The 21,838-nt window shown below is 44.0% G+C and carries 18 protein-coding genes and 1 pseudogene; 2 read left to right on the top strand and 17 right to left on the bottom strand.

Going from position 1 to position 21,838, the window contains the following annotated elements; translation table 11 throughout:
* Nucleotides 1-217: 217 nt before the first annotated feature.
* Complete coding sequence (locus J2Z34_RS17610; RefSeq protein WP_245250629.1) at nucleotides 218-1,564, bottom strand: YecA family protein; 1,347 nt, start codon at nucleotides 1,562-1,564, stop codon at nucleotides 218-220.
* Nucleotides 1,565-1,620: 56 nt separating this feature from the next.
* Nucleotides 1,621-2,004 (bottom strand): annotated as a pseudogene (gene arr / locus J2Z34_RS17970) (NAD(+)--rifampin ADP-ribosyltransferase); the annotation flags it as partial.
* A gap of 1,096 nt (nucleotides 2,005-3,100) precedes the next feature.
* Here arr and J2Z34_RS11015 point away from each other — a divergent pair.
* Nucleotides 3,101-3,352, top strand: coding sequence for a hypothetical protein (locus tag J2Z34_RS11015; RefSeq protein ID WP_209459932.1), 252 nt, complete (start codon nucleotides 3,101-3,103; stop codon nucleotides 3,350-3,352).
* Here J2Z34_RS11015 and J2Z34_RS17965 read toward each other — a convergent pair.
* Together J2Z34_RS17965 and J2Z34_RS11005 are read right to left on the bottom strand one after the other, a co-directional pair.
* On the bottom strand, nucleotides 3,249-3,782 hold the full coding sequence (locus J2Z34_RS17965) for a 4Fe-4S binding protein (RefSeq protein ID WP_425348047.1): 534 nt from the start codon (nucleotides 3,780-3,782) through the stop codon (nucleotides 3,249-3,251). The genes J2Z34_RS11015 and J2Z34_RS17965 overlap by 104 nt on opposite strands.
* A gap of 86 nt (nucleotides 3,783-3,868) precedes the next feature.
* On the bottom strand, nucleotides 3,869-4,141 hold the full coding sequence (locus tag J2Z34_RS11005) for a 4Fe-4S binding protein (RefSeq protein WP_209459912.1): 273 nt from the start codon (nucleotides 4,139-4,141) through the stop codon (nucleotides 3,869-3,871).
* Nucleotides 4,142-4,169: 28 nt separating this feature from the next.
* Here J2Z34_RS11005 and J2Z34_RS17760 point away from each other — a divergent pair, with 28 nt between their 5' ends.
* Nucleotides 4,170-4,298 carry a hypothetical protein gene (locus tag J2Z34_RS17760; RefSeq protein ID WP_280922320.1) on the top strand — a complete coding sequence of 43 codons (129 nt, stop codon included), beginning with the start codon at nucleotides 4,170-4,172 and terminating at the stop codon, nucleotides 4,296-4,298.
* A gap of 466 nt (nucleotides 4,299-4,764) precedes the next feature.
* On the opposite strand, the gene J2Z34_RS11000 is transcribed toward J2Z34_RS17760, so the two are convergent.
* From J2Z34_RS11000 to J2Z34_RS10935, 13 genes are all read right to left on the bottom strand, one after another.
* Complete coding sequence (locus J2Z34_RS11000; protein WP_209459911.1) at nucleotides 4,765-5,637, bottom strand: helix-turn-helix domain-containing protein; 873 nt, start codon at nucleotides 5,635-5,637, stop codon at nucleotides 4,765-4,767.
* 163 nt (nucleotides 5,638-5,800) lie between these two features.
* Entirely contained in the window at nucleotides 5,801-6,292 is a 492-nt protein-coding gene (locus J2Z34_RS10995; RefSeq protein WP_209459910.1) for a DUF3788 family protein, read from the bottom strand.
* 365 nt (nucleotides 6,293-6,657) lie between these two features.
* A complete protein-coding gene (locus J2Z34_RS17605) occupies nucleotides 6,658-7,773 on the bottom strand; it encodes a recombinase family protein (RefSeq protein ID WP_342453160.1) in 1,116 nt (371 codons plus the stop codon).
* Nucleotides 7,774-8,039: 266 nt separating this feature from the next.
* On the bottom strand, nucleotides 8,040-8,405 hold the full coding sequence (locus tag J2Z34_RS10980) for a VOC family protein (protein WP_209459909.1): 366 nt from the start codon (nucleotides 8,403-8,405) through the stop codon (nucleotides 8,040-8,042).
* A 379-nt stretch (nucleotides 8,406-8,784) separates the two neighbouring features.
* Nucleotides 8,785-10,131: a 23S rRNA (uracil(1939)-C(5))-methyltransferase RlmD gene (gene rlmD, locus J2Z34_RS10975; RefSeq protein ID WP_245250627.1), complete on the bottom strand. Its 1,347-nt coding sequence runs from the start codon at nucleotides 10,129-10,131 to the stop codon at nucleotides 8,785-8,787.
* Nucleotides 10,132-10,477: 346 nt separating this feature from the next.
* Entirely contained in the window at nucleotides 10,478-12,244 is a 1,767-nt protein-coding gene (pyk, locus tag J2Z34_RS10970; protein WP_209459907.1) for a pyruvate kinase, read from the bottom strand.
* 20 nt (nucleotides 12,245-12,264) lie between these two features.
* A complete protein-coding gene (gene pfkA / locus J2Z34_RS10965) occupies nucleotides 12,265-13,221 on the bottom strand; it encodes a 6-phosphofructokinase (protein WP_209459906.1) in 957 nt (318 codons plus the stop codon).
* 159 nt (nucleotides 13,222-13,380) lie between these two features.
* Complete coding sequence (locus J2Z34_RS10960; protein ID WP_209459929.1) at nucleotides 13,381-16,977, bottom strand: DNA polymerase III subunit alpha; 3,597 nt, start codon at nucleotides 16,975-16,977, stop codon at nucleotides 13,381-13,383.
* A gap of 51 nt (nucleotides 16,978-17,028) precedes the next feature.
* Nucleotides 17,029-17,301 carry a Dabb family protein gene (locus tag J2Z34_RS10955; protein ID WP_342453159.1) on the bottom strand — a complete coding sequence of 91 codons (273 nt, stop codon included), beginning with the start codon at nucleotides 17,299-17,301 and terminating at the stop codon, nucleotides 17,029-17,031.
* 61 nt (nucleotides 17,302-17,362) lie between these two features.
* Nucleotides 17,363-18,664 (bottom strand): DRTGG domain-containing protein, encoded by a 1,302-nt coding sequence (locus J2Z34_RS10950; protein WP_209459904.1) that lies wholly within the window; start codon nucleotides 18,662-18,664, stop codon nucleotides 17,363-17,365.
* Nucleotides 18,664-19,614: a DNA-binding protein WhiA gene (whiA, locus tag J2Z34_RS10945; protein WP_209459903.1), complete on the bottom strand. Its 951-nt coding sequence runs from the start codon at nucleotides 19,612-19,614 to the stop codon at nucleotides 18,664-18,666. The genes J2Z34_RS10950 and whiA overlap by 1 nt, the downstream gene beginning before the upstream one ends.
* Before the next feature lie 125 nt (nucleotides 19,615-19,739).
* Complete coding sequence (locus tag J2Z34_RS10940) at nucleotides 19,740-21,140, bottom strand: gluconeogenesis factor YvcK family protein (RefSeq protein ID WP_209459902.1); 1,401 nt, start codon at nucleotides 21,138-21,140, stop codon at nucleotides 19,740-19,742.
* Between the two features lie 94 nt (nucleotides 21,141-21,234).
* Nucleotides 21,235-21,747, bottom strand: coding sequence for a tryptophan transporter (locus J2Z34_RS10935; protein ID WP_209459901.1), 513 nt, complete (start codon nucleotides 21,745-21,747; stop codon nucleotides 21,235-21,237).
* Nucleotides 21,748-21,838 lie beyond the last annotated feature (91 nt).

Here is a 21,838-nt window from a genome sequence, read left to right as displayed (position 1 = left end):
CGAATTAATGGAACATACTATATTCTGAAATTCCTTTTAAAACAACCACCTTGTCAGCTATCTCCTCAAAAATTGAACATTGTCAAAGGCCTATCTTTCCTGGATGAACACCAGCAGAAAATTCCAACTCGACTATTGTTCATGCAAAAGTATTCCGCTCTTTATATTGATTGGCTCAATCCCATTTGAGGTACAGTGATTTCTGGCCTCGTCAGTATTATTCCATCCTAGTAATGATCCCGTGTCTTATCGCTTTATCGTACATCTCACGGAATGAAGCCCTAACACCTTCTCCAAATCTTATCGACATTGAGGTCATAAAGCTGTCATAGATGATCTTTCCTTTGAATGGCAATAAGACTGTTTCAATCTGAACTGGCAAGTCTCTGCTCAACGTTACTGAGACTGAATTGCTAATCCCCTTGATCCCGTAGAGCCTGTCCTTCTCCTGATCATCCGGTGCGATTGCGACAGCGTATTCCGCTTGGTATTCCAGCACAAAGAACATTCCTTTTTTGAATTTCGTTCTCCACAGCTTAAGAATCTCGATTTTATCCTGAGGAAGCTCTGTTTTTTTGATATATTCATCTATCAGTTCCGGATTTTCCCAAAGAACTTCTCTTACCTTGTGTATCATCACATCGCTGACTGTATTGGGAAATTCCGGCTTTATCTTTACATTGACTACTTTCATTCTCTCGTTGACAAAGCCCATTAATCCAAACCATATCAAATAGAACTCTCTACGCTCGTCTTCGCTTAATTGTGCGGTCTTTGCATCTTCTAGCAACGCACAGCATTTCTTGTATTTCTTTCCACTTCCGCATGGGCATGGGTCGTTCCGTCCGACTTTCTGTTTTTGAATTAATGGATATTGATTTACGTTCTTGTCATGTCCTATTGTGATTTTATGAAGCTCTGATGGTGTATATCCATTGTTCTCCCATATGCGCGTGTTGTTTTTTGCCAGCATGATAAGATTAATAAATTCCTTAAGCTGAGCTTCGCTGGTGAATAAAAGGTGATGTCTCTCGAAAATGGAGTTCAATTCACTTATTCCATTCCCATAAGTAATATAATTTTTAGCTTCCTGAAAGCCTTCCAATGTGTGTTTCGAGAAGCCGAAAGCAGCCCCCATGAAACGGTGTACGTTCCACCAATGATCATTATCCGCATATTCTTCAATTACATACTTTAAGAATTCATCCTTATCAGGAATATAACGGGGTTTCCCTGCCTGATGTTCAAGCAGATAATCAGCATGTTCAAAATCATCAAAAAACCAATATTGTACGATATATTCCTTGTAAAAGCCGTACCAGCCATTCTTTAGCACGAGCGGGAGCAGGAGAATATATATCTCTTCTTCAGTCGTCTTGTAAAAGCTTTGTTTATTGAAGATGTCGACAAATTCCTTTCTGCTTATCACTCCGTATAGGTTTACGGCAGCCTTTGCATAACTATCAAGCTCATTGCGGACAACTGCCCTTCCGTTCGGACAACGAACTACATCCTGCTTATTGTTATATCGTTCGAAGATTTTCTTTGCCTTTTCTCCTGTCATATGGTATCCACTCCAATCAACTGAATGTTTTCAAGGCTATTAATTATTATCGATCCTTAATTGATAATTTCTCCTTTGTTATTTGCCAACTTTTCACGCCATTGGCGAATATCCTCAGGTGATTGTCGTAGCCACTCTGTTGCTTCGCCAATAATTTTCAAGGGTTCTTGTGAGCGATAAGAACGTGTCAGATTGCCTGGAAATTTCTTATCTGTAACATTTGGGTCGTTTTCGAAATCCCCCGTTGGTTCAACAATATAAACACGTTCAATTCCATCACCTTGAGCTAAGGCGGCAGCAAGTCCCGCACCATTGATTAGGGCTGTAAAATAAATGTGGTTCATTCTGAGCTCAGGTTTGTAATTAGAGGCTCCCTTTGCCGTCAATAGATCACCAACCTGCAAATCTGCTTTTGTCCCATGATAAAAGGGACCTTTGTCTGAAGGGGTACCCTTATACGAATCTGATAGTTCATAATTCCTTTTTGCCTTATCAGGATCACATAACTCCTCATAGCATTTGGCAATATTTTCATACAACGATGGGAAAGCACTCTTAACAGCATCATCATTTAGTTTTATCGCAAACTCCAAGGATACTTCCAGCCATTTTAATTTGTCCGAAATATTATTTTGATGTCTAGCTACAAAATAAGCCGAAAGAAATCTTTCAAAATCGTCGGTTGATTCACTCCAGGCTTTAAAAAACAGCAGGCTTGCTTCTTCAGATTTGCCGCTATCATCCATTCCCATACCTTGAAGACACAGTTTAACAATATTATTTCTTGGATCGAATTGGATATTCATCTTCTTTTACCTCTTTTTTTATACATCAATGGAATATATTGATACTAGCATAGTATTGATCCGCAAGTATTTCTTGACAGTCTGCCCCTATCCTGATTATGAGCATATGGATGATAAATACTTTCTGCGCTTAATGCTGTAATTAGTCTGTTTCCGTACTATTTTTAATATACAGACATAATGCGATTAGCACCTTGTAAGACGGCTGATGAAAGGTCACGATAAGCGAAGATAAATTTAAATGGAATTTAGTCAGCATATATTCTTGATGTGAAATGGTGACAAAATCAAGCAATCTAGTCTCATAAATAAACCAAACCGCAGAGCGCTTTGCTTTATTATACCTTAACCTCAAACATGGATCCCACTCTAAGATATCCAAGTTTTTCATAATAAGGGTCGACCCCACCGTCTAATTCGTACTACCACAAGGATTACAGTTTGTGTGGATATGTTTAAATTCTACTACAATATACAATAAACTTAACTAAAAATATCATTAGCTCTTAGAGCCTCTGAATTTTTGCATGGAGTAGCCATGATTGTCTAGTCATAAATTGACGGATATATAGGCAGAGAGAAAGAATTGTATTGAAATAACCCCCCTGACTTCAGCATGGAAGCTGACCAGCTGGAGGTCAGGTATGAGGATTGCGCTACGATATTTGCTGTTTAAATGAACAGAAGCAAATGGTGACATGCACCCACCACTTGAAGAGGTGGTGGGTGCATGTCACTACTTACTGGTAATAATGCAATCCCGATAATCGTAGGATGCAAACCAAGCATGGTACTCCTGCAATTCATGGGGAGAAAATTTTCAATTTATGTTGTCCAATTTGAAGGAAAAAATGACTATTTCAAATATGCTTTATCTTCTAGAGAAAGAACATTGCATCCGTCGGGCATGACTTCTGGCAATCAAAACATAGCAGGCAATGCGTTGAATCAACAACCGCCGCTTTTCCTTTTTCAACAATGATTGCATCTCCTGGACACTGTGTCTCACACACCCTGCAGCTGACGCATCCCTTGGACTTGATACTATGCTTAGAAAATCTCGACGTCAGGCTAAACAGTACACCCCAGGGACACAGGTACCTGTGCCATGATCTTTCATTGATGAATAACGTGGTCAGAAGTCCGAGGGGAATAATGATCAGGGGAAGCGGGAATTTTCTACCCTGTGTAATAGTATAGATGGTATAGCTCAAGCCGAACACAAATAATCCAAAAGCTATCCAACGTGGTTTTTTCGATTTCAGCAGTTCAGGAACCTGCTTCTTTTGTGTTCCCAGCTTCTTACCCACCCTGGAAACCGGTAGCATCAGGGTATTGATGGGACAAGCGAACCCACAATAGAACCGTCCAAAGAACGTCGCAAGAACAATAGAAACAAAGATGAAGCCCATCCAAACCTGTGCCTTATTGATGAGCATAAGCATGATAAACAACGCTAAAAAAAGAATCTGAATGATCTTTCTATTTTTGACTAACACTACACTATCCCTTTTCTCTTTATTTCGATATTGTCTTTCGTCTTCATCCTGCTTAGCGCAAGATCAGAGATCGTATTGACAGGACATATCGTACACCAGGTCCTTGGCTTAAATATTCCGGCGAGTACAAGTCCCAGTACCGTCGTCGTGAACATCATCGAATAGACCCTGAAGGAAAGATGTACGATCCAGCCAGGTATCGAGCCAAAATCCAATACCTGGGGAATGTTCCATGGAATCTGGAACACGATTAGAAACTTGATCCTTTCCAATGGGTCTCGAACCCCTCTGGAGACCATAATGGTTGACATGGTAAGGATGAAGAGGTTGATGCAGAAATATCCCAGGATGAACCACTTTGTCCTTCCTTTCGTCAGCCACGCCGGTGCTGCCTTTTTTGTCAGCGATCTTCCTTGGAAAGCTTTCTGAAAAAGGCTAGCTCACGGACAATATTCCTGGCACCAGGTCTTTTTTCTGTCCTTATACAGCAGTATGAAAGGAAGAATCAGACAGATGAATCCTAACCATCCAAAGATGATGTTGAAAAACCCGAGACCGAAAAAGACAATTGTAATGATGTATAGATAGTTTAACGACTTACTTTTCAAAACTTACCTCCTGTGAAATTTTCCCTTGTTGCCCATATCCGACTTTGCAGAGACTTCACCTCACTAAATCCCACGCAATGACTCCATTGATACCCCCACCCCCACGGGGAGGGATAGCTTCATATTAACAGGCCTTTTCCAGCAATGCAATATGCTACAAGTGTATAGAACAAATTCAATGTGGATTTCAAATCCTGTTTTAATGCGGCACTTAAAAAAACAACAAGCAAGGCGCCCTTAGTGTGCCTTGCTTGTTGTCCATATATTCCAAACGAAATGTTAACCTATTACTTTATTGCCCGTAACTCAATATATCCCCTTGTACCAATTGGTTCTAGTTGTATACGGGGATTTGTATCATCCCAGGCATGACCAATGACTGCAGGATCATAGCGGTTCATAGCGGTTTGCAACGCTTCAATTGCCTCGCAGTAGTTTTCTTCCTCAAATGGCTCACCCTGAAACATCATGTATTTTGCATTCGGTAACACAATAACATCGAATCCATCAGGAACATAATCATTGAAATCGTCAGATACCTCAACACCCTGAACATATTCTGAGGTTCCGGGTTTACGATACTGCTCTGGAAGCCAGAGACAAACAGGTTCTCCAAACAGGGATTTCATGCTGGTAAGTATCCCCCATACATCACAACCAACTTCCTGACAATACGTCCAATATTCTGTCGCCTTTTGCCCACGCTTAATGATAACCTTGCGGGAAGGTCTATCAATGACCTGAATAAATATATTCTTGATAGTTACCATGTTATTTTTCTCCTTCCAAAGTCCTCTGAATTTTACGCCATAAGGAGTGAACAAAGACAGCGGAATCGGATCCAAGGCATATTCTTTTGGATTGCAGCCAAACTCCCGGAAGAATGCTCGTTGATAGCTGTCTACGCTGCCAAATCCCAAATCGTAGGCTACGTCGATGATCCTGCAGGCCTCATCACGTAACCGAAGTGTAGATCTCGACAGTTTGAGCCTCCTGATGTATTCTGCCGGTGTCAACCCAGTCAGTTCTTTGAACAATCTGGCTGAATACCAAGGCGAGAAATGGGCAGCTTCAGATAAATCTGCCAATGTAACACGCTCTGTCAAATGATCCTCAATATAGTTCTGCATGCGCTGAACGGCTTCCACTTTGTATGTCATATGAATCACCACCTGATGATTACAATTATAGAAGCTTTGAGATAGGATTTCTCGACGTTCTTTGCTTTATATTGTATTACCTGATAAAAAATTGATACCTTTCAGCAGAATTTTTGCCTGCTCCTTCATACCTACGATTATTACATTAACAGCAAAATTACCTCTATTTCAATCTTTTCCGAAATTCAACAAGGGCATAAATCGCTTTAAACTTTTCATCTGAACTCAATTCGAAAACAAGCGGAAAGAACTTCAATTTTTTCCCCATTTGTTTTGAATCATCTATCATTTGCTTAACTTCATCATCAAGTGGAAGACTGTATGCATCAGCGCGGGCTTTTTCGGGAATAAAGATGGTCACCTTGAAAAAGCAATCCCAAATCGACAACCAAAAGGCAGTTGTTTCATTTTGACCGCCACGAACACCTACCCATTTATGGATTCCTTTTCCAAGCCATGCCTTTCCATCGGTATAGTATCTCCATTCCAATTGAATATCGTGGTTCTCAAGTTCTTTGACAAACTTTAAGTAGGCGTTATATGCTGCTCCAAGGGCTTCCTCAATAACTTCACTCGTTGGTTGTATGTCAGGACTTCTGAGCAATTGCTGCTTGGTTGATTTCATTACTTTAATTTTAAGTTTTCCATTCTCCATAATACCACCTTGTTTTTAGGCACTACGCATCATCAGAATTATTGCTTCAACGTGGCCCGAGTTGCCATTATTGATGTCTGCGTTCTTGGAAACATATCAACCGTTTTTCAGCGTTTTCGAGGTTTGTGGAAACATATCAACTGGCTTTGAATATTTATGTAAGCTTTTCGATAAATAAATCACCAGTACCTGCGTTGCTTTTCGTCAACCCCATAAATGGCTGCTGCGCATCTGCACGCTTATAGATTAATTTTGCAGCTGTATGACCATGGACAGTCCTTCAGAATACTTGTTGCCCTAATCCTGAACTGAACGCCTCTTTGAGATTTCACACGATAACCGACGGATATAAGTCATTTACGTTATTATATTTTTTGCACAAATTTTTTATTAAAATAATTTATAGAAAATGGCTTCCCATGACCAGGGTAAAGGATATTAATATCCAACTTTTTCAGTTTATTTATGCTTTCGTTAAAGTCTTCAAGATTATCAATATAACTGAAACCTGCGAAATTGTAAATTAAGTCACCGCAAAATAAATCACCTTCGCTTGTCAGTACACCAATAGATCCTTTTGAGTGCCCCGGAAGATGAATTACCTTTGCAGATAAACCAAACTCAGCGAGATTTTGTCCGTCCTGTAAGTAAATGTCAGGCTTAAACGTGTCAAAAATACTATTCTTACCGAAAGCAAGAGTGACTAATCTGAAAGTAAAAGAGATTTTATCAGGTTTTAACTTCCGATTCCACGACATATCCCCATTTTCAACCATCTTAGAATCCTCAAAGTGCATTGCGATTTTCACATCGTAATTTTCACTAAGGAACTTACAATTTCCAGCATGATCTGAATCGCCATGAGTTAAAATAACAAGTTTTAACTTTTTAGGTACTTCTACGGGCTTATTGAGTGCTTTTTTCAACACTTCATCAAGAAACATACGTTTTGCGGAAAATCCGGTATCTATAAGCACAAAACCATCATCTGCTTCGAGCAAATAACAGTTCACCCCACCTACATCGATTATTTCTATACCTTTTGACATGGCTTTTTCTCCTTGTGCAGCGCGTTGTTTGATACCCCACTTGATATTGTCGCTGCGGGATTCATTCTCTGCCTGAGCAATTGCCTCAATTATTGAGATCATAAGGTCATTATCTGTATCAGCTGTATCAAGTACTTCCTGTTCAAATATAACACTAACTCCGAGAACCTTTAACTGGTTCAGCGCATCAAGAATCTCTACCATATCCCGTCCAAATCTGCTGATGCTCTTGATAAGGATAATTTGTAAATCACGCGACTGGCAATCCTTCAGCATACGAGTAAACTCTTTACGAGAAGAACCGGGTTTACTTGAAGCAATATCTATGTATATATCAACCAGCAACCAACTTGGATTAGCCGATGTTAATCTCGTCAGTGCCGATATCTGAGCAGTCAGACTTTTTAGCTGATCAGCACTGTTCGTACTCACACGACAGTAAATGCCAGCACGTTTTTCTCTTATCGGAGGCAATGGTGGGATATAATGGATTTTTTATTATCATCAGCCATGACAAAACCTACTTAAATACGTGTCTTTAAAAACAGGAATTTTTTCATATAACTTATACTTTTGTTTGCGCAATAAAATTATCAATGGCAGATAATCCGCCAACGGCCTTTAATGCATTTTTTAGTCCATCACATGGAAAAGAACCACATTTAGTGCAATCAAGTCCACACAAAGCAAAATTCATATCATTTAACCTCCGAATACTTCTCTTGAACAAAGCCAAGTTCATTCCCGTCGGGATCAGCAATAGTAAACTTACGATTTCCATATGGCATAGTTTCAATGGTTTCAACAATATTCACTTTATCTTTCAAAGATTCCCAAAGGGTATCAACATCATCAACCTTGAAATTAAATCTGGCACTTGTACCACTTATTTCTGCCACCATAATTGAAAAACTTGCACCTTCAGCACACTTAAATTGAGCATATTGCCATCTGTCTGTAATATCAGCACCAAGGCATTCAAATCCAAGAACGTTTTCATACCACGCTATAGATTTGTGCAAGTCTGAAACATTTGCTCGAGTATGTGTAAGCCTTGTTTTCATATGTTTTTCCTCCTAACTTAATATATATAATCTGAAATTAAATTCAAGGTTTTATGTCTCTATTATCGTGAGTTTATATTTGATTTGCACCTCGGATAATAAACATATTGACGCATTTCAGTCATTCTAGTTAGCCTGTTTCACTGCCATTTTATCAAATCTATCGTAAAATCATTGCTGATCACACAACCTCGGCTTCTTCAAAAAACATCTAAATCGACTTCTCACTAAGCACCGTTATCTAAATTGACCACTTGCAGGGGTTTATACCTGTATTGATAATTTCCCAAGAAGCATAAAAACATAGTTTTTAACATTCCAATTTCAAACTAAAAAACCCGTAAAAGCCCTATTTTCAACCCTTTTCAGACACTCTCCTTTATATCCTTGACATCAATGCTACCGTCTCAACGTGTGCCGTCATCGGGAAGTTGTCCACTGGTGTCGCCTCAACAAGCTCATATCCTAGCTCTGCCATTATCCCTACATCCCTTCCGAGAGTTGCAGCGTCACACGACACATACACCAGCCTTTTCGGTCCCATGGCAGCAATGGAATCAAGCAGCGACCTTTCGCAGCCTTTCCTTGGTGGATCCACAACTACTACATCGGCATGGATGCCCTGCTCGATAAGGTCAGCTATGACATCCTCAGACTTTCCTTCAATGAATTCAATGTTTGTGACTCCGTTCATCTCAGCGTTCAGCCTGGCATCTGCTACAGCTTCCCTGACTATTTCAACTCCATACACCTTCTTAGCTTTTTTTGAGAGGAACATGCTTATTGTGCCTGCTCCGCAGTAAGCATCGAATACGGTCTCATTTCCAGTAAGCCCTGCATATTCAAGGGCTTTTGAATACATGACATGTGTCTGTGCAGGATTCACCTGGAAGAATGAATGTGGAGAGATCCTGAACCGGAACTCAGATATGTAGTCCTCAATATGGTCTGTGCCATAAAGCACTATGTTGCTTTCACCGAGTATTACATTTGTATCTCTGCTGTTTATATTAAGGATAAGTGATTTGAAGCCATCAATATTACTGAGTCTTCTTGTCAGGTCCTCATTCATCGGCAGTTGGTTCTTAGTAGCTACTATTACTACCATCAGGTCACCTGTAATGAATCCCTTCCTGACCATTATATGCCTGATAAGTCCTGTGCCATCAGCCTGGTAAGGGAGTATACCGTTGTCCTCCATCCACTCTCTGACTATCTTCAGTACTTTATCACCGTCTTCATGCTGGATTATACAGCTCTCCATGTCTATTATCCTGTGTGACCTTTTAGCATAGAACCCGGATATTATCTTCCCGTTTTCAAGTCCTACAGGCAGCTGTACTTTATTCCTGTATCTGAACGGATTTTCCATTCCTAAAGTGTCATTTACAACAGGATCCTTGACTCCCCCTATCCTTTCGATAGCATCTCTGACCCTCTTCTTCTTGAATTCAAGCTGGCTCTCATAGGTCTGGTGCTGAAGGTCGCAGCCTCCGCACTTCCAGTAATATGGGCATGGAGGCTCAACCCTGAGTTTTGAAGGTACATCTATTGATGCAATCTTTCCAAATGCCAGGTTCTTATTTACCTTAAGTATATGTATAGATGCCTTTTCACCAGGCAGCGCATTCTCTATGAAAACAGGCATGCCTTCTATCCTCGCTATGCCTTCCCCGTTATATCCCTGGCTGGTTATCTCAGCCTTTATGATGTCATTCTTCTTCATTGGAGCTTCCCCCTCATATTTCATCAATTCTTTTCCGTATAATTGTAACATATGCTACCCTTTGTGGCACTCAGGCTAATTAAGGGCAAAAAAATAGCACCCATGCGGGTGCCTATAGAATCAGTTGACTTATCGTTCATTTGATACTTTACAACTATATCACTGCTCGAAAAAATTAATGTAAATATTTTGTTAACATTTTGTTATATTTATATGAACAACTCTTGTGAAATACTGTATCTCGTTGGCTATCAACGATATATGCTTTTTATGAACAAATTGTTAATTTTTTTCAATATAGCAAATCATATAAATAAAGCGCGGGTAAACCGCGCTTTAATCACAATTATGATTTGAGATTTGTCTTTCCATTGATGACAAGGCTTCTCTTTCCGTCAATTGTAACCAGAGTACCTTCGGTCAGAACCTGCATCGCATTTACAGAATCCGCGATAATCGGGATGTCATGCCTCATGGCTTCAACTGTCACTGCAGACGTCACCTGGTTGGTCTCGACAATTATGCCGGATACCTTGTGTAGTATTTCAAGATAGGAATCATCGAGAGTCCTTGTTACGAGAATATCCTCGTCCTCAAGCTTCTCCCTGGCTTCAGCTATGTTCTCAGCCTTTTTGACTACACCGCTCTTGATCTGATTTGTCTTATGGGTCCTCTTTCCCTGGAGAAGCACTTCCCCAATGAGATGAACCTTGATCATGTTAGTAGATCCGACATAGTTGATTGGTAGACCGGCTGTAATGACGACTATCTCGCCATCTGTGACAAAACCCTTCTCCTTTACGAGAGCGGCTGATTTTTCAATCATCTCGTCAGTGGTGGTATACATCTCGGCAACTATCGGGTAGCAGCCCCAGTATACAGACAGCATCCTTGCAACCTTGTCGCTTGGAGTTATCGATATTATCGGGCACTGCGGTCTGAACCTTGATACGTTCCTTGCTGTGCTTCCAGATACTGTAGCTGTTATGATTGCCGAAGCTCCAAGCTCATGGGCAGTCGTAACAGAAGCCAGGCTTATAGCCGATGGAACTGAAGAAACCTTCTGGAGCATCTTATTGGCAAGTATTGCATCATACTTCAGCCTGTCCTCAGCTTCGCAGGCGATTCTCGCCATTGTTGATACAGCCTCGACAGGATACTTTCCGTTTGCAGTCTCACCGGACAGCATTATCGCATCTGATCCGTCGAATATCGCATTAGCAACGTCAGATACCTCAGCCCTTGTCGGCCTTGGATTCCTTACCATTGACTCAAGCATCTGAGTAGCCGTTATTACAGGCTTTCCATGAAGATTGCAAAGCTCGATTATCTTCTTCTGCATCACAGGTACCAGTTCAAGAGGAATCTCAACACCCATATCGCCTCTGGCAACCATGATTCCATCTGAGTACTTTACTATTTCCTCAACGTTGTCGACACCTTCCTGGTTCTCAATCTTGGATATCAGGAATATGTCATCTCCGCCAAGGTCTCTGAGTACCTTCCTTATTGCAAGGACGTCCTCTGCTTTTCTTATGAAGGAAGCGGCAACGAAATCGACACCCATCTCCACACCGAACTTAAGGTCCGCTATGTCCCTGTCAGTAAGAGCCGGAAGCTGTGTCTTTATTCCAGGAAGATTGACTCCCTTGTGGTTGGAGACATTGCCTGTATTGAGTATTCCGCAGGTTATCCTGTTACCCTTTACCGACATGACTTCAAGCCCAACAAGACCATCATCTATTAGAATCCTGCTTCCAGGCACTACATCCTCAGAAAGCTTCTCATAGGTTACTGAGAACTGCTTCGCGTCACCCAATATCTCTTCACCTGCGATGACATCAACGAATTCACCTTCCTGAAGAGTCACAACTGTATCCTTGAAGTTGTGGGTCCTTATTTCAGGTCCCTTTGTATCAAGCAGCAGCGCTACTGTCTTCCCCAGATCCTTGGCAATTCCTCTTACCCTCTCCATCTTCATTCCATGGGATTCATGGTCTCCATGAGAGAAGTTGAATCTTGCAGTGTTCATACCTGCGATTATCAGTCTCCTGATTACCTCTTCGCTTTCCGATGCCGGTCCGATGGTACATACTATCTTGGTCTTTCTCATTTCTGCCTCCTTAGTTGCAATTATGACATGTCCATTGCTATCTTGTAGAGTTCCTCATCAAATGTCCTTTCCATTGCCAGTGCCTCATATATGTCCATGTCAATTATCTTGTTAGCCTTGATTCCCACAACCCTTGCAGACTTTCCTTCCATAAGAAGCTCTACAGCCTTGTGTCCCATCCTTGCAGCAAGTATCCTGTCAAATGCCGTAGGCACTCCACCCCTCTGGATGTGTCCGAGAACTGTAGCCCTGGCCTCAATTCCGGTAAGCTCCTCGATGTCCTGGGCAAGCTCCCTTGCTCCTCCGACACCTTCAGCAACCACAACAAGATTGTGGTTCTTCTTCATCTTCCTGCCTTCCATTACTTCCCTGATCGCCTCTTCCTTTGTCATCTTCTTCTCAGGGACAAGAATGGTCGTGGCTCCGCCTGCAAGACCTGCGTAAAGTGCAAGGTCGCCGCAGTTTCTTCCCATTACCTCTACTACAGAAACCCTCTGATGTGAGGATGAAGTGTCCCTCAGCTTGTTGATGGCATCAGTAATGGTATTCTGAGCTGTATCAAAGCCTATGGTGTAGTCAGTATAAGCCAGGTCGTTGTCTATGGTTCCAGGAAGACCTATCGTCTTTATTCCAAGGTCAGAAAGGCCCTTGGCGCCCATGAACGAGCCATCTCCGCCGATGACGATCAGTCCCTCAATGCCGTAGATCCTCAAGACCTGGGCAGCCTTCTCCCTCACTGCAGGATCCTTGAATTCAGGGCATCTTGCAGTCTTCAGGATTGTACCACCCTTCTGGATGATATCTGAAACTGACCTTCTGTCCATAGGGTGGAAATCTCCGTTGATGAGACCCTCATAGCCCATGTTTATTCCTATTACTTCTATATCGTTCTTTAATGCAGTCCTAACAACCGCTCTGATGGCGGCATTCATTCCGGGAGCGTCCCCTCCGCTTGTCAGTATGGCTATCTTTTTCACACTATTCTCCTCCTTGGAGCAAGTTTGGAATTGTCCGTATGGCTGAAAACCAGACAGACCCATTACATTGTATTACTAGACAGCATCATTTTCAACAAATTTACATTATCCGAAAATCAAACAATCGGTTAACTTTTCATTCTTGAAGGAAAATGTATATCATGCACTCCCAGCAGACCTTTCAACCATCTTTACATTGGCCTCACCTAGCTTTTCCTTAAGCATACCAAGTATATCGGAGTTATGGTCCACCCAGAGGTCCTTTGCGAGCTTCATTGTATCCTTTGATTTTCCCGCGACAACATATACTGGAGTTTCCCCATGGAAGGTCCGAAAGACTGACCTTAGCCTCTTCACAGCAAGCTTGGCATCCTCCATGTCATCGAACCTCAGATATATACGCTTCTCCATCTTAGATTTCAGCGGACCAAGGTCTTCCACTATGATTTTCGGAGCTTCATCCTCTTTCATTGACAGCCTTCCCTTCAGAAGAACTATACTGTCCTCCCTCAGGAATTCAAGCAGCTTCTCATAGGATTTAGGAAAGACGATCCCTTCAATCACACCGGTCAGGTCCTCGAAGTTCAGGAACGCCATCATGGCCTGGTTCCTTGTTATCTTTCTTGTAATATTTCTGATGAGACCTCCCATTATGACTTTGTCCCCGTCCTTAAGACCGGTCTCGGCCATTATGCTCTCCGTATAGAGAGCAGCCTCGTCCCTGATGTCATCAAGAATTGCATCTGCACCCTTAGTTATATCAGCCACACTTGTGCTCGACATCCTGCCGATGAGTTCCTCGAAGTCATCCAGAGGATGTCCTGAGAGGTACATCCCTGTCATCTCCTTCTCCATTGCAAGCATGTCCTTTTTATCGAATTCCCTGAGGTTCGGAAGTTCAATCCCTGAAAGGGAGTGATCCTCTATGATGTCCCCGAACAGGGATACCTGTCCCTCAATGGTCCTCTTCCTTACCTGAGTGAAGCTGTCAAGGATCCTGTCATATACTGCAAGCATCTGAGACCTTGCACCATCAAGACCATCAAAGCAGCCTGATTTTATCAGTGCTTCAAGTGCCCTCTTGTTAACCGATCCCTGTTCGATCCTTTCAGTAAAATCCATCAGGTTCCTGAATCTGCCGCGCTCTTCCCTTATCCTCACGAATGAATCGACCATGTTCCGACCAACGCCCTTTATTGCTCCAAGTCCGAACCTTATCGTCGTTCCCTTTACAGTGTACCTGAACTCCGATTCATTGATGTCAGGCGGCAGGACCTTTATACCAAGCTCCTTCGCGGACCTCAGGTAAGCACCGCACTTTTCGCTGTTGCCAATTACAGAGTTCAGCATGGCAGCTATGAATTCCTGGGGATAGTACCTCATGAGGAATCCGGTCTGATAACCTATTACCGCGTATGCTGCTGCATGTGCCTTGTTGAATGCATAGCTGGCGAAATCAGTCATCTGGTCGAATATCTTGTTCGCGGCTGATTCGTCAATGCCACGCCTTATGCATCCCTCTACTATTATGTTACCGTCCTTGTCTTTGAGGCCGTATATGAAATTCTTGCGTTCCTCTTCCATTACATCGTGCTTCTTCTTTGACATCGCACGCCTGACAAGGTCGCTCCTGCCAAGGGAGTAGCCCGCAAGGTCCCTGACTATCTGCATTACCTGCTCCTGATAGATAATGACCCCATAAGTGACTGAAAGTATGGGCTCAAGCTCCTTGCAGAGATATGTTATCTTCTCAGGATTCTTCTTGTTCTCAATGTACCTTGGTATCTCAGCCATCGGTCCCGGCCTGTACAGGGAGATTCCCGCTATGATGTCCTCAAGGCTGTCAGGCCTAAGCTCCTTCATGAAGCTCGTCATTCCTGCAGATTCCAGCTGGAATACACCGACAGTTTTTCCCTCACCTATCATCCTGAACACCTCAGGATCCTTGAGGTCCAGGGCATCTATGTCCACCGTCTCATCCCTGTTGACCTTAACCATGTCCACTGTGTCCCTCATGACCGTCAGTGTCCTAAGACCCAGGAAGTCCATCTTAAGGAGTCCCAGCTCCTCAAGAGTATTCATGGTAAACTGAGTAACCACCATGTCCTCGTTCTTCTGGAGCGGCACATATTCAACCAGGGCCTTCTCTGAGATAACGACACCTGCTGCATGGGTGCTGGCATGCCTTGAGAGGCCCTCCAGCTTTCTGGCTACATCTATGAGCTCCATCACCCTGCCGTCTTCCTCGTAGGCTCTCTTAAGCTCAGGATTGATCTCCAGCGCCTTGTCTATTGTAATGTTCAGCATCCCCGGAATCATCTTTGCTATCTGGTCAACTTCCCCATAAGGGTAGTTCATTGCCCTTCCCACATCCCTGATGCAGGCCTTTGCAGCCATCGTCCCGAAGGTTATGATCTGGGCCACATTGTCAGTGCCATACTTGCCCACTACATAGTCGATTACCTCTCCGCGCCTCTCGTAGCAGAAATCTGAGTCTATATCAGGCATCGAAATCCTCTCAGGATTGAGGAACCTTTCAAAGAGCAGGCTGTACTTTATCGGGTCAATTTTTGTTATGTTCAGGCAGTATGAGACAACTGACCCTGCTGCGCTTCCTCTTCCGGCTCCTGTAGCTATGCCATTGTCATTCGCGAACTTTATGAAATCCCAGACAATGAGGAAGTAATCCACATAGCCCATGTCCCTCATGACTTTGAGCTCATAGTCGACCCTCTTAAGCAGCTCTATGGCCTCAGTGTCATCAAATTCAGAAAGCTCATCAGTCGTGAAGGCTTTACCCTTGAATCCACTGAAAACCGGATATTTCTCCACCATCCCTTTGTAGACCTGTGCCTTAAGGTACTCAAAATGGTCCGTTCCTTCAGGAAGCGGAAACCTCGGAAGCTTGGGTACATTGAACTCAAAGCTGAAATTGCACTCCTCAGCAATCTTTACAGTGTTTTCAAGCGCTTCCGGAATCTCGCCGAAAAGCATCTCCATCTCTTCAGGAGACTTGAGATAGAACTCAGGCGAAGGATATCTCATCCTTTCTTCCACATCAACAGTCTTGCCGGTCTGGATGCACAGGAGTATATCGTGGGCCCTTGAGTCATCTTTCTCGATATAGTGGACATCGTTTGTTGCCACAAGGGGTATTTCAAGCTCCCTTGCAAGCTCAATGTTCAACCTGTTGACCTTCTTCTGCTCCATCATGCCATGGTCCTGAAGCTCAAGGTAGAAACCGTCCCTGAAGGTTTCCTTATAGAACAGGGCAGCTTCCCTGGCCTTGCTTGGCATGTCAAGGGTGAAGTACTTCTGAACTTCTCCTCCGAGGCATGCAGAAAGGCAAATAAGCCCTTCCGAGTGGGACTTCAAAAAGTCATGGTCCACCCTGGGCTTGTAGTAGAATCCTCTCAAGGACCCTTCGGTAACTATCTTCATGAGGTTCCTGTATCCAGTCTCGTTCTTTACCAGAAGCACAAGATGGTGAGTCGAATTCTCCGAATCCTGGCTCTTCTGGTCCATGGACATGGCAGCCACATAGATCTCGCAGCCTATGACAGGCTTAAGTCCGGCCTTCACGGCCTCCTTGTAGAATTCCACAACCCCGTACATGGCACCGTGGTCGGTGATGGCGATGTGCTCCATCCCGAGCTCCTTCGCCCTTGCCACCATCTTCTTTATCATTCCCGAACCGTCTAGGAGACTATACTCCGTATGAAGGTGAAGGTGGCAGAATCCTGCCTTATCTTTAATATTCAAAGTCTTCTCCCCTTCCCGGATATGTCCGATTTTGGACTCGCAGCATTAACCGAGGAAGTCACACGCAGCGGACTTCTCAATCATAGGTCTTATGTTCTTAAGGACATGCTCAACATGGTAATAGCTGTCCTGATATACATCCATATCTTCCTTTGAATCAAATGTCGTGATCAGGCAGATGTCGAAGCTCCTGCCTGTGAAAAGGGTGTCCTTTCCTACAGTAAGACCCTTTAGTTCAGGAATCTTTCCCTCCATTGACATAAGTATCTCCCTAGCCTTTTCCATGCTCTCCGGGCTGTTGTCCTTTAATTTGAACATTACTACATGATAAAACATACTATCTCCTCGCATTTCAATAAATTATTATTCCAATTTTTATCTATTCACGTTCCTCAGGGGTATGGAGAGCGCTGAGCGTCCCCACTGCTATTGTTGAATCCTTCGATAATAGCTTCATCCCTATTTTAGACCTGCTCTTTCCTGAAGACAGGATAGTCGCCTCCACAGTAAACTCCGAGTCTACCTCGAGGCTTCCCATGAAGTCCAGGGAAACGCTGTCCATCGTGCAGCTGTAGAACCTGTTTTCAAGTACTGTCATGGCTGATTTTACCATGAACATGGAGAGCACGCTGTTTGAGGCGTTGCCATAAGGATCCAGCATGTCCGGTGTAACAGAGCCTGTAAACCTGTATAGGCCTTCTTGCTTTTCCAGCTCCATGTCCTTAATGACCCTGTCCTCCAGGGTATCCTTCTCCATGGGCCTCGTGTCCCTGTCCTGCAGAGCCTTCAGGATATCAGTCCTTGTGATAACTCCCACAAGCCTTTCCCCTTCAGTTATGGGGCACAGCTGAAGGTTCTCCCAGTCCATGACATGGGCAATATGTGAGACGGTGGCTCTCGGACTATAGGTCACAGCCACCTTCCTCATTACCTTCTCAATGGACTCGTCATCCCTTTTCCCTACGACTTCCCTTGTTGAGACTACTCCAAGCACCTTCATCCTGTGGTCGACCACAGGAAACTTCTCGTAATCCGTCTCTTCACTGAGAGCCTTGAAGTCCTTGACAGTATCATCTGACCGTAGGTATGCCGGTGCCTTCTTAAGCAGGTCTCCTACATACGGAATTGTGCTCTTGATGAGCTTTTCGGATATGGCCCTGCTTATAAGTGAGCCAGTAGTGAAGGAATCGTAGGATGTAGATATGACAGGAAGCTTGAGCCTGTCAGCCATCTCTATTACCTTCTTTTCAGCGCTGAAGCCACCGGTTATGAGAACCCCGACCCCCGCACTAAGCGCAAGGATATGAACGTCATCCCTGTTTCCGGCAATCAGAAGACCTCCCGGATGAAGATACTTCTTCATGGCATCAAGGGTCATTGCTCCGATGTTGAACCTTGATACAGTCTTATCCAGTCCTGCCTCCCCTGCAAGCAGCTCCCCGTCAACTATCCTGAGGACCTCCTTGTAGGTTATGCTCTCGAGCTTCTTCTCCCTTGGGCTTTCAACCCTTATGGTTCCAGCTCGGGGAAGCGTCTCAAGGTATCCTTCATCCTCCATCTTCTTTATGGCCTTGTATGCGGTAGCCTCGCTTACATCCATCTCGCGGGCAAGGCTTCTAACGGAAATCTTGCGGCCAAGCTCCATTTCCCTGATTGCGTCGCATATCCTCTCGAGCTTCATCAGAGACCACCCTTCCTCAGTTCATCAGCGATCTTCTCTATCTTCCTCAGCCTGTGGTTTACGCCTGATTTGCCGACAGGCGGTTCCAGCATCTCACCCAGCTCCTTCAGCGATTCATCCGGGTAATCCAGCCTCATCTCCGCAATATCCCTGAGAGGCTTTGGCAGCCTTCCGAGACCTATCCTTGTCTCAATGAGCCTTATTGACTCGACCTGCCTTACAGCGGCGTTCACAGTCTTTGACAGGTTAGCTGTCTCACAGTTGACTATCCTGTTGACATTGTTCCTCATGTCCTTGACTATCCTGATGTTCTCAATTTCAAAAAGGCTGTTGTGGGCTCCTATGATGTTCAGGATGTCCACTATCTGCTCCCCTTCCTTGAGATAGACTATGAAGGAGTTCTTCCTGCTTATGACCTTGGCGCTTAGGCCAAATGTATTTATAAGCTCCATCAGGTCGCCTGCATACTCCTGAGAGTTAGCCACAAACTCAATATGGTAAGCCTTCTCAGGATTCTGGATGCTTCCGGAACCCAGGAACGCCCCTTTTATGTAGGCTTTCCTTGCTGCATCGGTCCTTATGAGGCTCTTCTTGATCCTGAACTCAGGATCGAATGGGCCGTCATCATCCCTCAATATTCCGGTGTCCTTCATGAGTCTCCTAAGGCCCATGTCCTCACTGATCACAACAATGTACATGTTGTTCTTCTTGAGTGAGCTGCCCTTCTTGACCATAAGGTTCGCATGAATATCGAAATGCTCCTTGAGCAGCTTGAACACGAATCTTGCAGTAGACGGATTTTCAGTTGTTATCTTGAATGACAGCTTGGACGAAGAGAACATTATGGTCCCTGATACCCTCATAATCGCGGATATCAGGGCGCTTGCCTCTTCCTTCGTCACTTCAGCATCCCTTGTTATTTCACTTTTTACCTTTGCAGAAAAGGACATATCTATTCACTCCATTTGCTTGAGGCAGAACCGGCATATATCCTCTATTATATCATAGACAACTCTTCCGGGAGAATCCAAAATGAAGAGTCAGGCAAATCTATCCCGACTCTTCATGTTTCTTCTTAATTGATACGCTCGACTGGTTGATCGCCCTTGCGGTCGACTGGTTGATCAACCTGATGAACACCATGCATTCTTTCCCTATGCTTCAGCTTGTCAGAAAGCAGCACGTACTCGAGTATCCTCTTCTTGTCGTAGATGAGCGATTTTCTGAGTATGGTATCCATTAGAACCCTGGAAAGCTTCTCGGCATCATGCCTTACCGAATCCTCCCTTGCGAGGAGGAAGTCACCAAGAACCAACTCAAAGCTGTATTTGGACAGGTTCTCCCTGTCGACCAGGACCTCGGTCTGTCCCATGCTTCCATACTTTTCTTTCAGGTTCATGTTATCAATGAGTGTGGTATTTGCAATGACATAATCAAGGCCTCCGAAATCCGCATGGGCCATTATTGACCTTACATGGTCCGAAACCCTGAAATCATCTGTCTCCCCAGGCTGTGTCATGACATTCGAAATGTATATCTTGAGCCCCTTCGATTCCTTTATGGCTTCAACAATTCCATTGACCAGCAGATTTGGTATTATCGAGGTGAACAATGATCCTGGTCCAAGGACAACAGCATCGGCATTCCTTATCGCTTCAGCTGCATCAGGAAGGCACTTAGCATCTGAGGGTTCGATATAGAGCCTTTTTATAGGGCTCGCTTCTTTCTTTCCAACTATCGGTATATGGGACTCTCCAATGACTATCTGACCGCTTTCGAGCTCAGCATTGATCCTCAGGTCCTCCAAAGTGACCGGCAGTACCTTTCCGGTTATAGCCAGTACGTTTGCCATCTTCGCCACAGCGTCCTCAAAATTGTCCGAAACACCATCCATTGCAGCAAGAAACAGATTTCCGAAGCTCTGGCCCTTAAGTGAGCCATCCTGGAACCTGTACTGCATCAGCTCCTCCATGAGGGTATCAGTGTTGGCAAGTGCAACCAGGCAGTTCCTTATGTCCCCGGGTGGCAGAATGCCAAGGTCTTCCCTAAGCTGCCCTGATCCTCCACCATCATCAGCTACTGTTACCACTGCCGTGATGTTGTTGGTGTAGTGCTTAAGACCCCTCAGCAGGGTAGAAAGCCCGGTCCCTCCACCGATGACAACTACCTTGGGTCCCTGGACAAGCAGCTTTCTCTCATGGACCAGGCTGCCGATCTCCCTTGAATCAAGGTTCACATTTACCAATCCCTTTTCCACAAGTCCCACGAAATTCGTGACACCTTCGTTCATGGCAAGGTAGATGGTGAACAGCCCGACCGCAATAAGGTAAACATAGAACAGCTTGTAGTAACCATTATAATATCTGTGGAAAATCATCTCGAACACTCCGAACACGATGAACATCATGCCAGAAAATCCAAGAGCCACCCATCTCTTTATTCCAATTCCCAGATTGAACCAGTTCCTGAATCTCAAGCAATCACCACCTGGTCTTTAGCGTTATCGGGTCTTTGCCCCGTCTACTCGATTATACCATAGTGTAACAGATGCTTCACCTGGAACGGACTCTCTATGCGGATACCCTTGCAGAGATCCTTGCCTTAGACATTACCCTGTCTATTACAGCTACCATTACTGTATTGCTGACAGCTGCAGGGAGAACAACTCCTACGAATAATGCAGCGAATGGTGCAGGAAGCTGGAAGAATACCTGTGCGCTCCCAAGGAATACAGTTCCGCTGATTATTGTTCCGATAGAAGCTATTACTATGGTCCTAAGCGAAGGATTCGCATTCCTCAGCATTGTGTAAAGCAGATAGACTGCAGGTGCAGTGACCATCTTGTCTATTATGTTCGGTATCTGTCCCATAGGGAACGTCGTAGTCATTGCTGTCAGTAATCCTGCCGCTGCGCCTATTGCTATTGTTCCCTTAAAGTCATCCACGAAGAATATCGCAAGGAACATCATGGCAAGGAACGGATCAGGCTTCATGCTTCCAAGAGGAAGTCCGGGGATTACCAGGTGGAGGATATAACCCATTGCAAGGAACAGTGCTGCAGTTACCATTTTCTTTGTATTCATTTTATTCTCTCCTATCTTTTCGTTAACAGAGTGCGTTGCATCATGTGTCCTTCAGAGCATCCCTTCCACCTCCTTTACAAAATAAAAAGAG

The organism is Youngiibacter multivorans (genome assembly GCF_017873395.1).
In the GTDB taxonomy this organism is placed as follows: Bacteria; Bacillota; Clostridia; order Clostridiales; family Clostridiaceae; genus Youngiibacter; species Youngiibacter multivorans.
The sequence above is the reverse complement of the archived record's forward strand: the minus strand, read 5'-3'. Positions and strand labels throughout refer to the sequence as shown.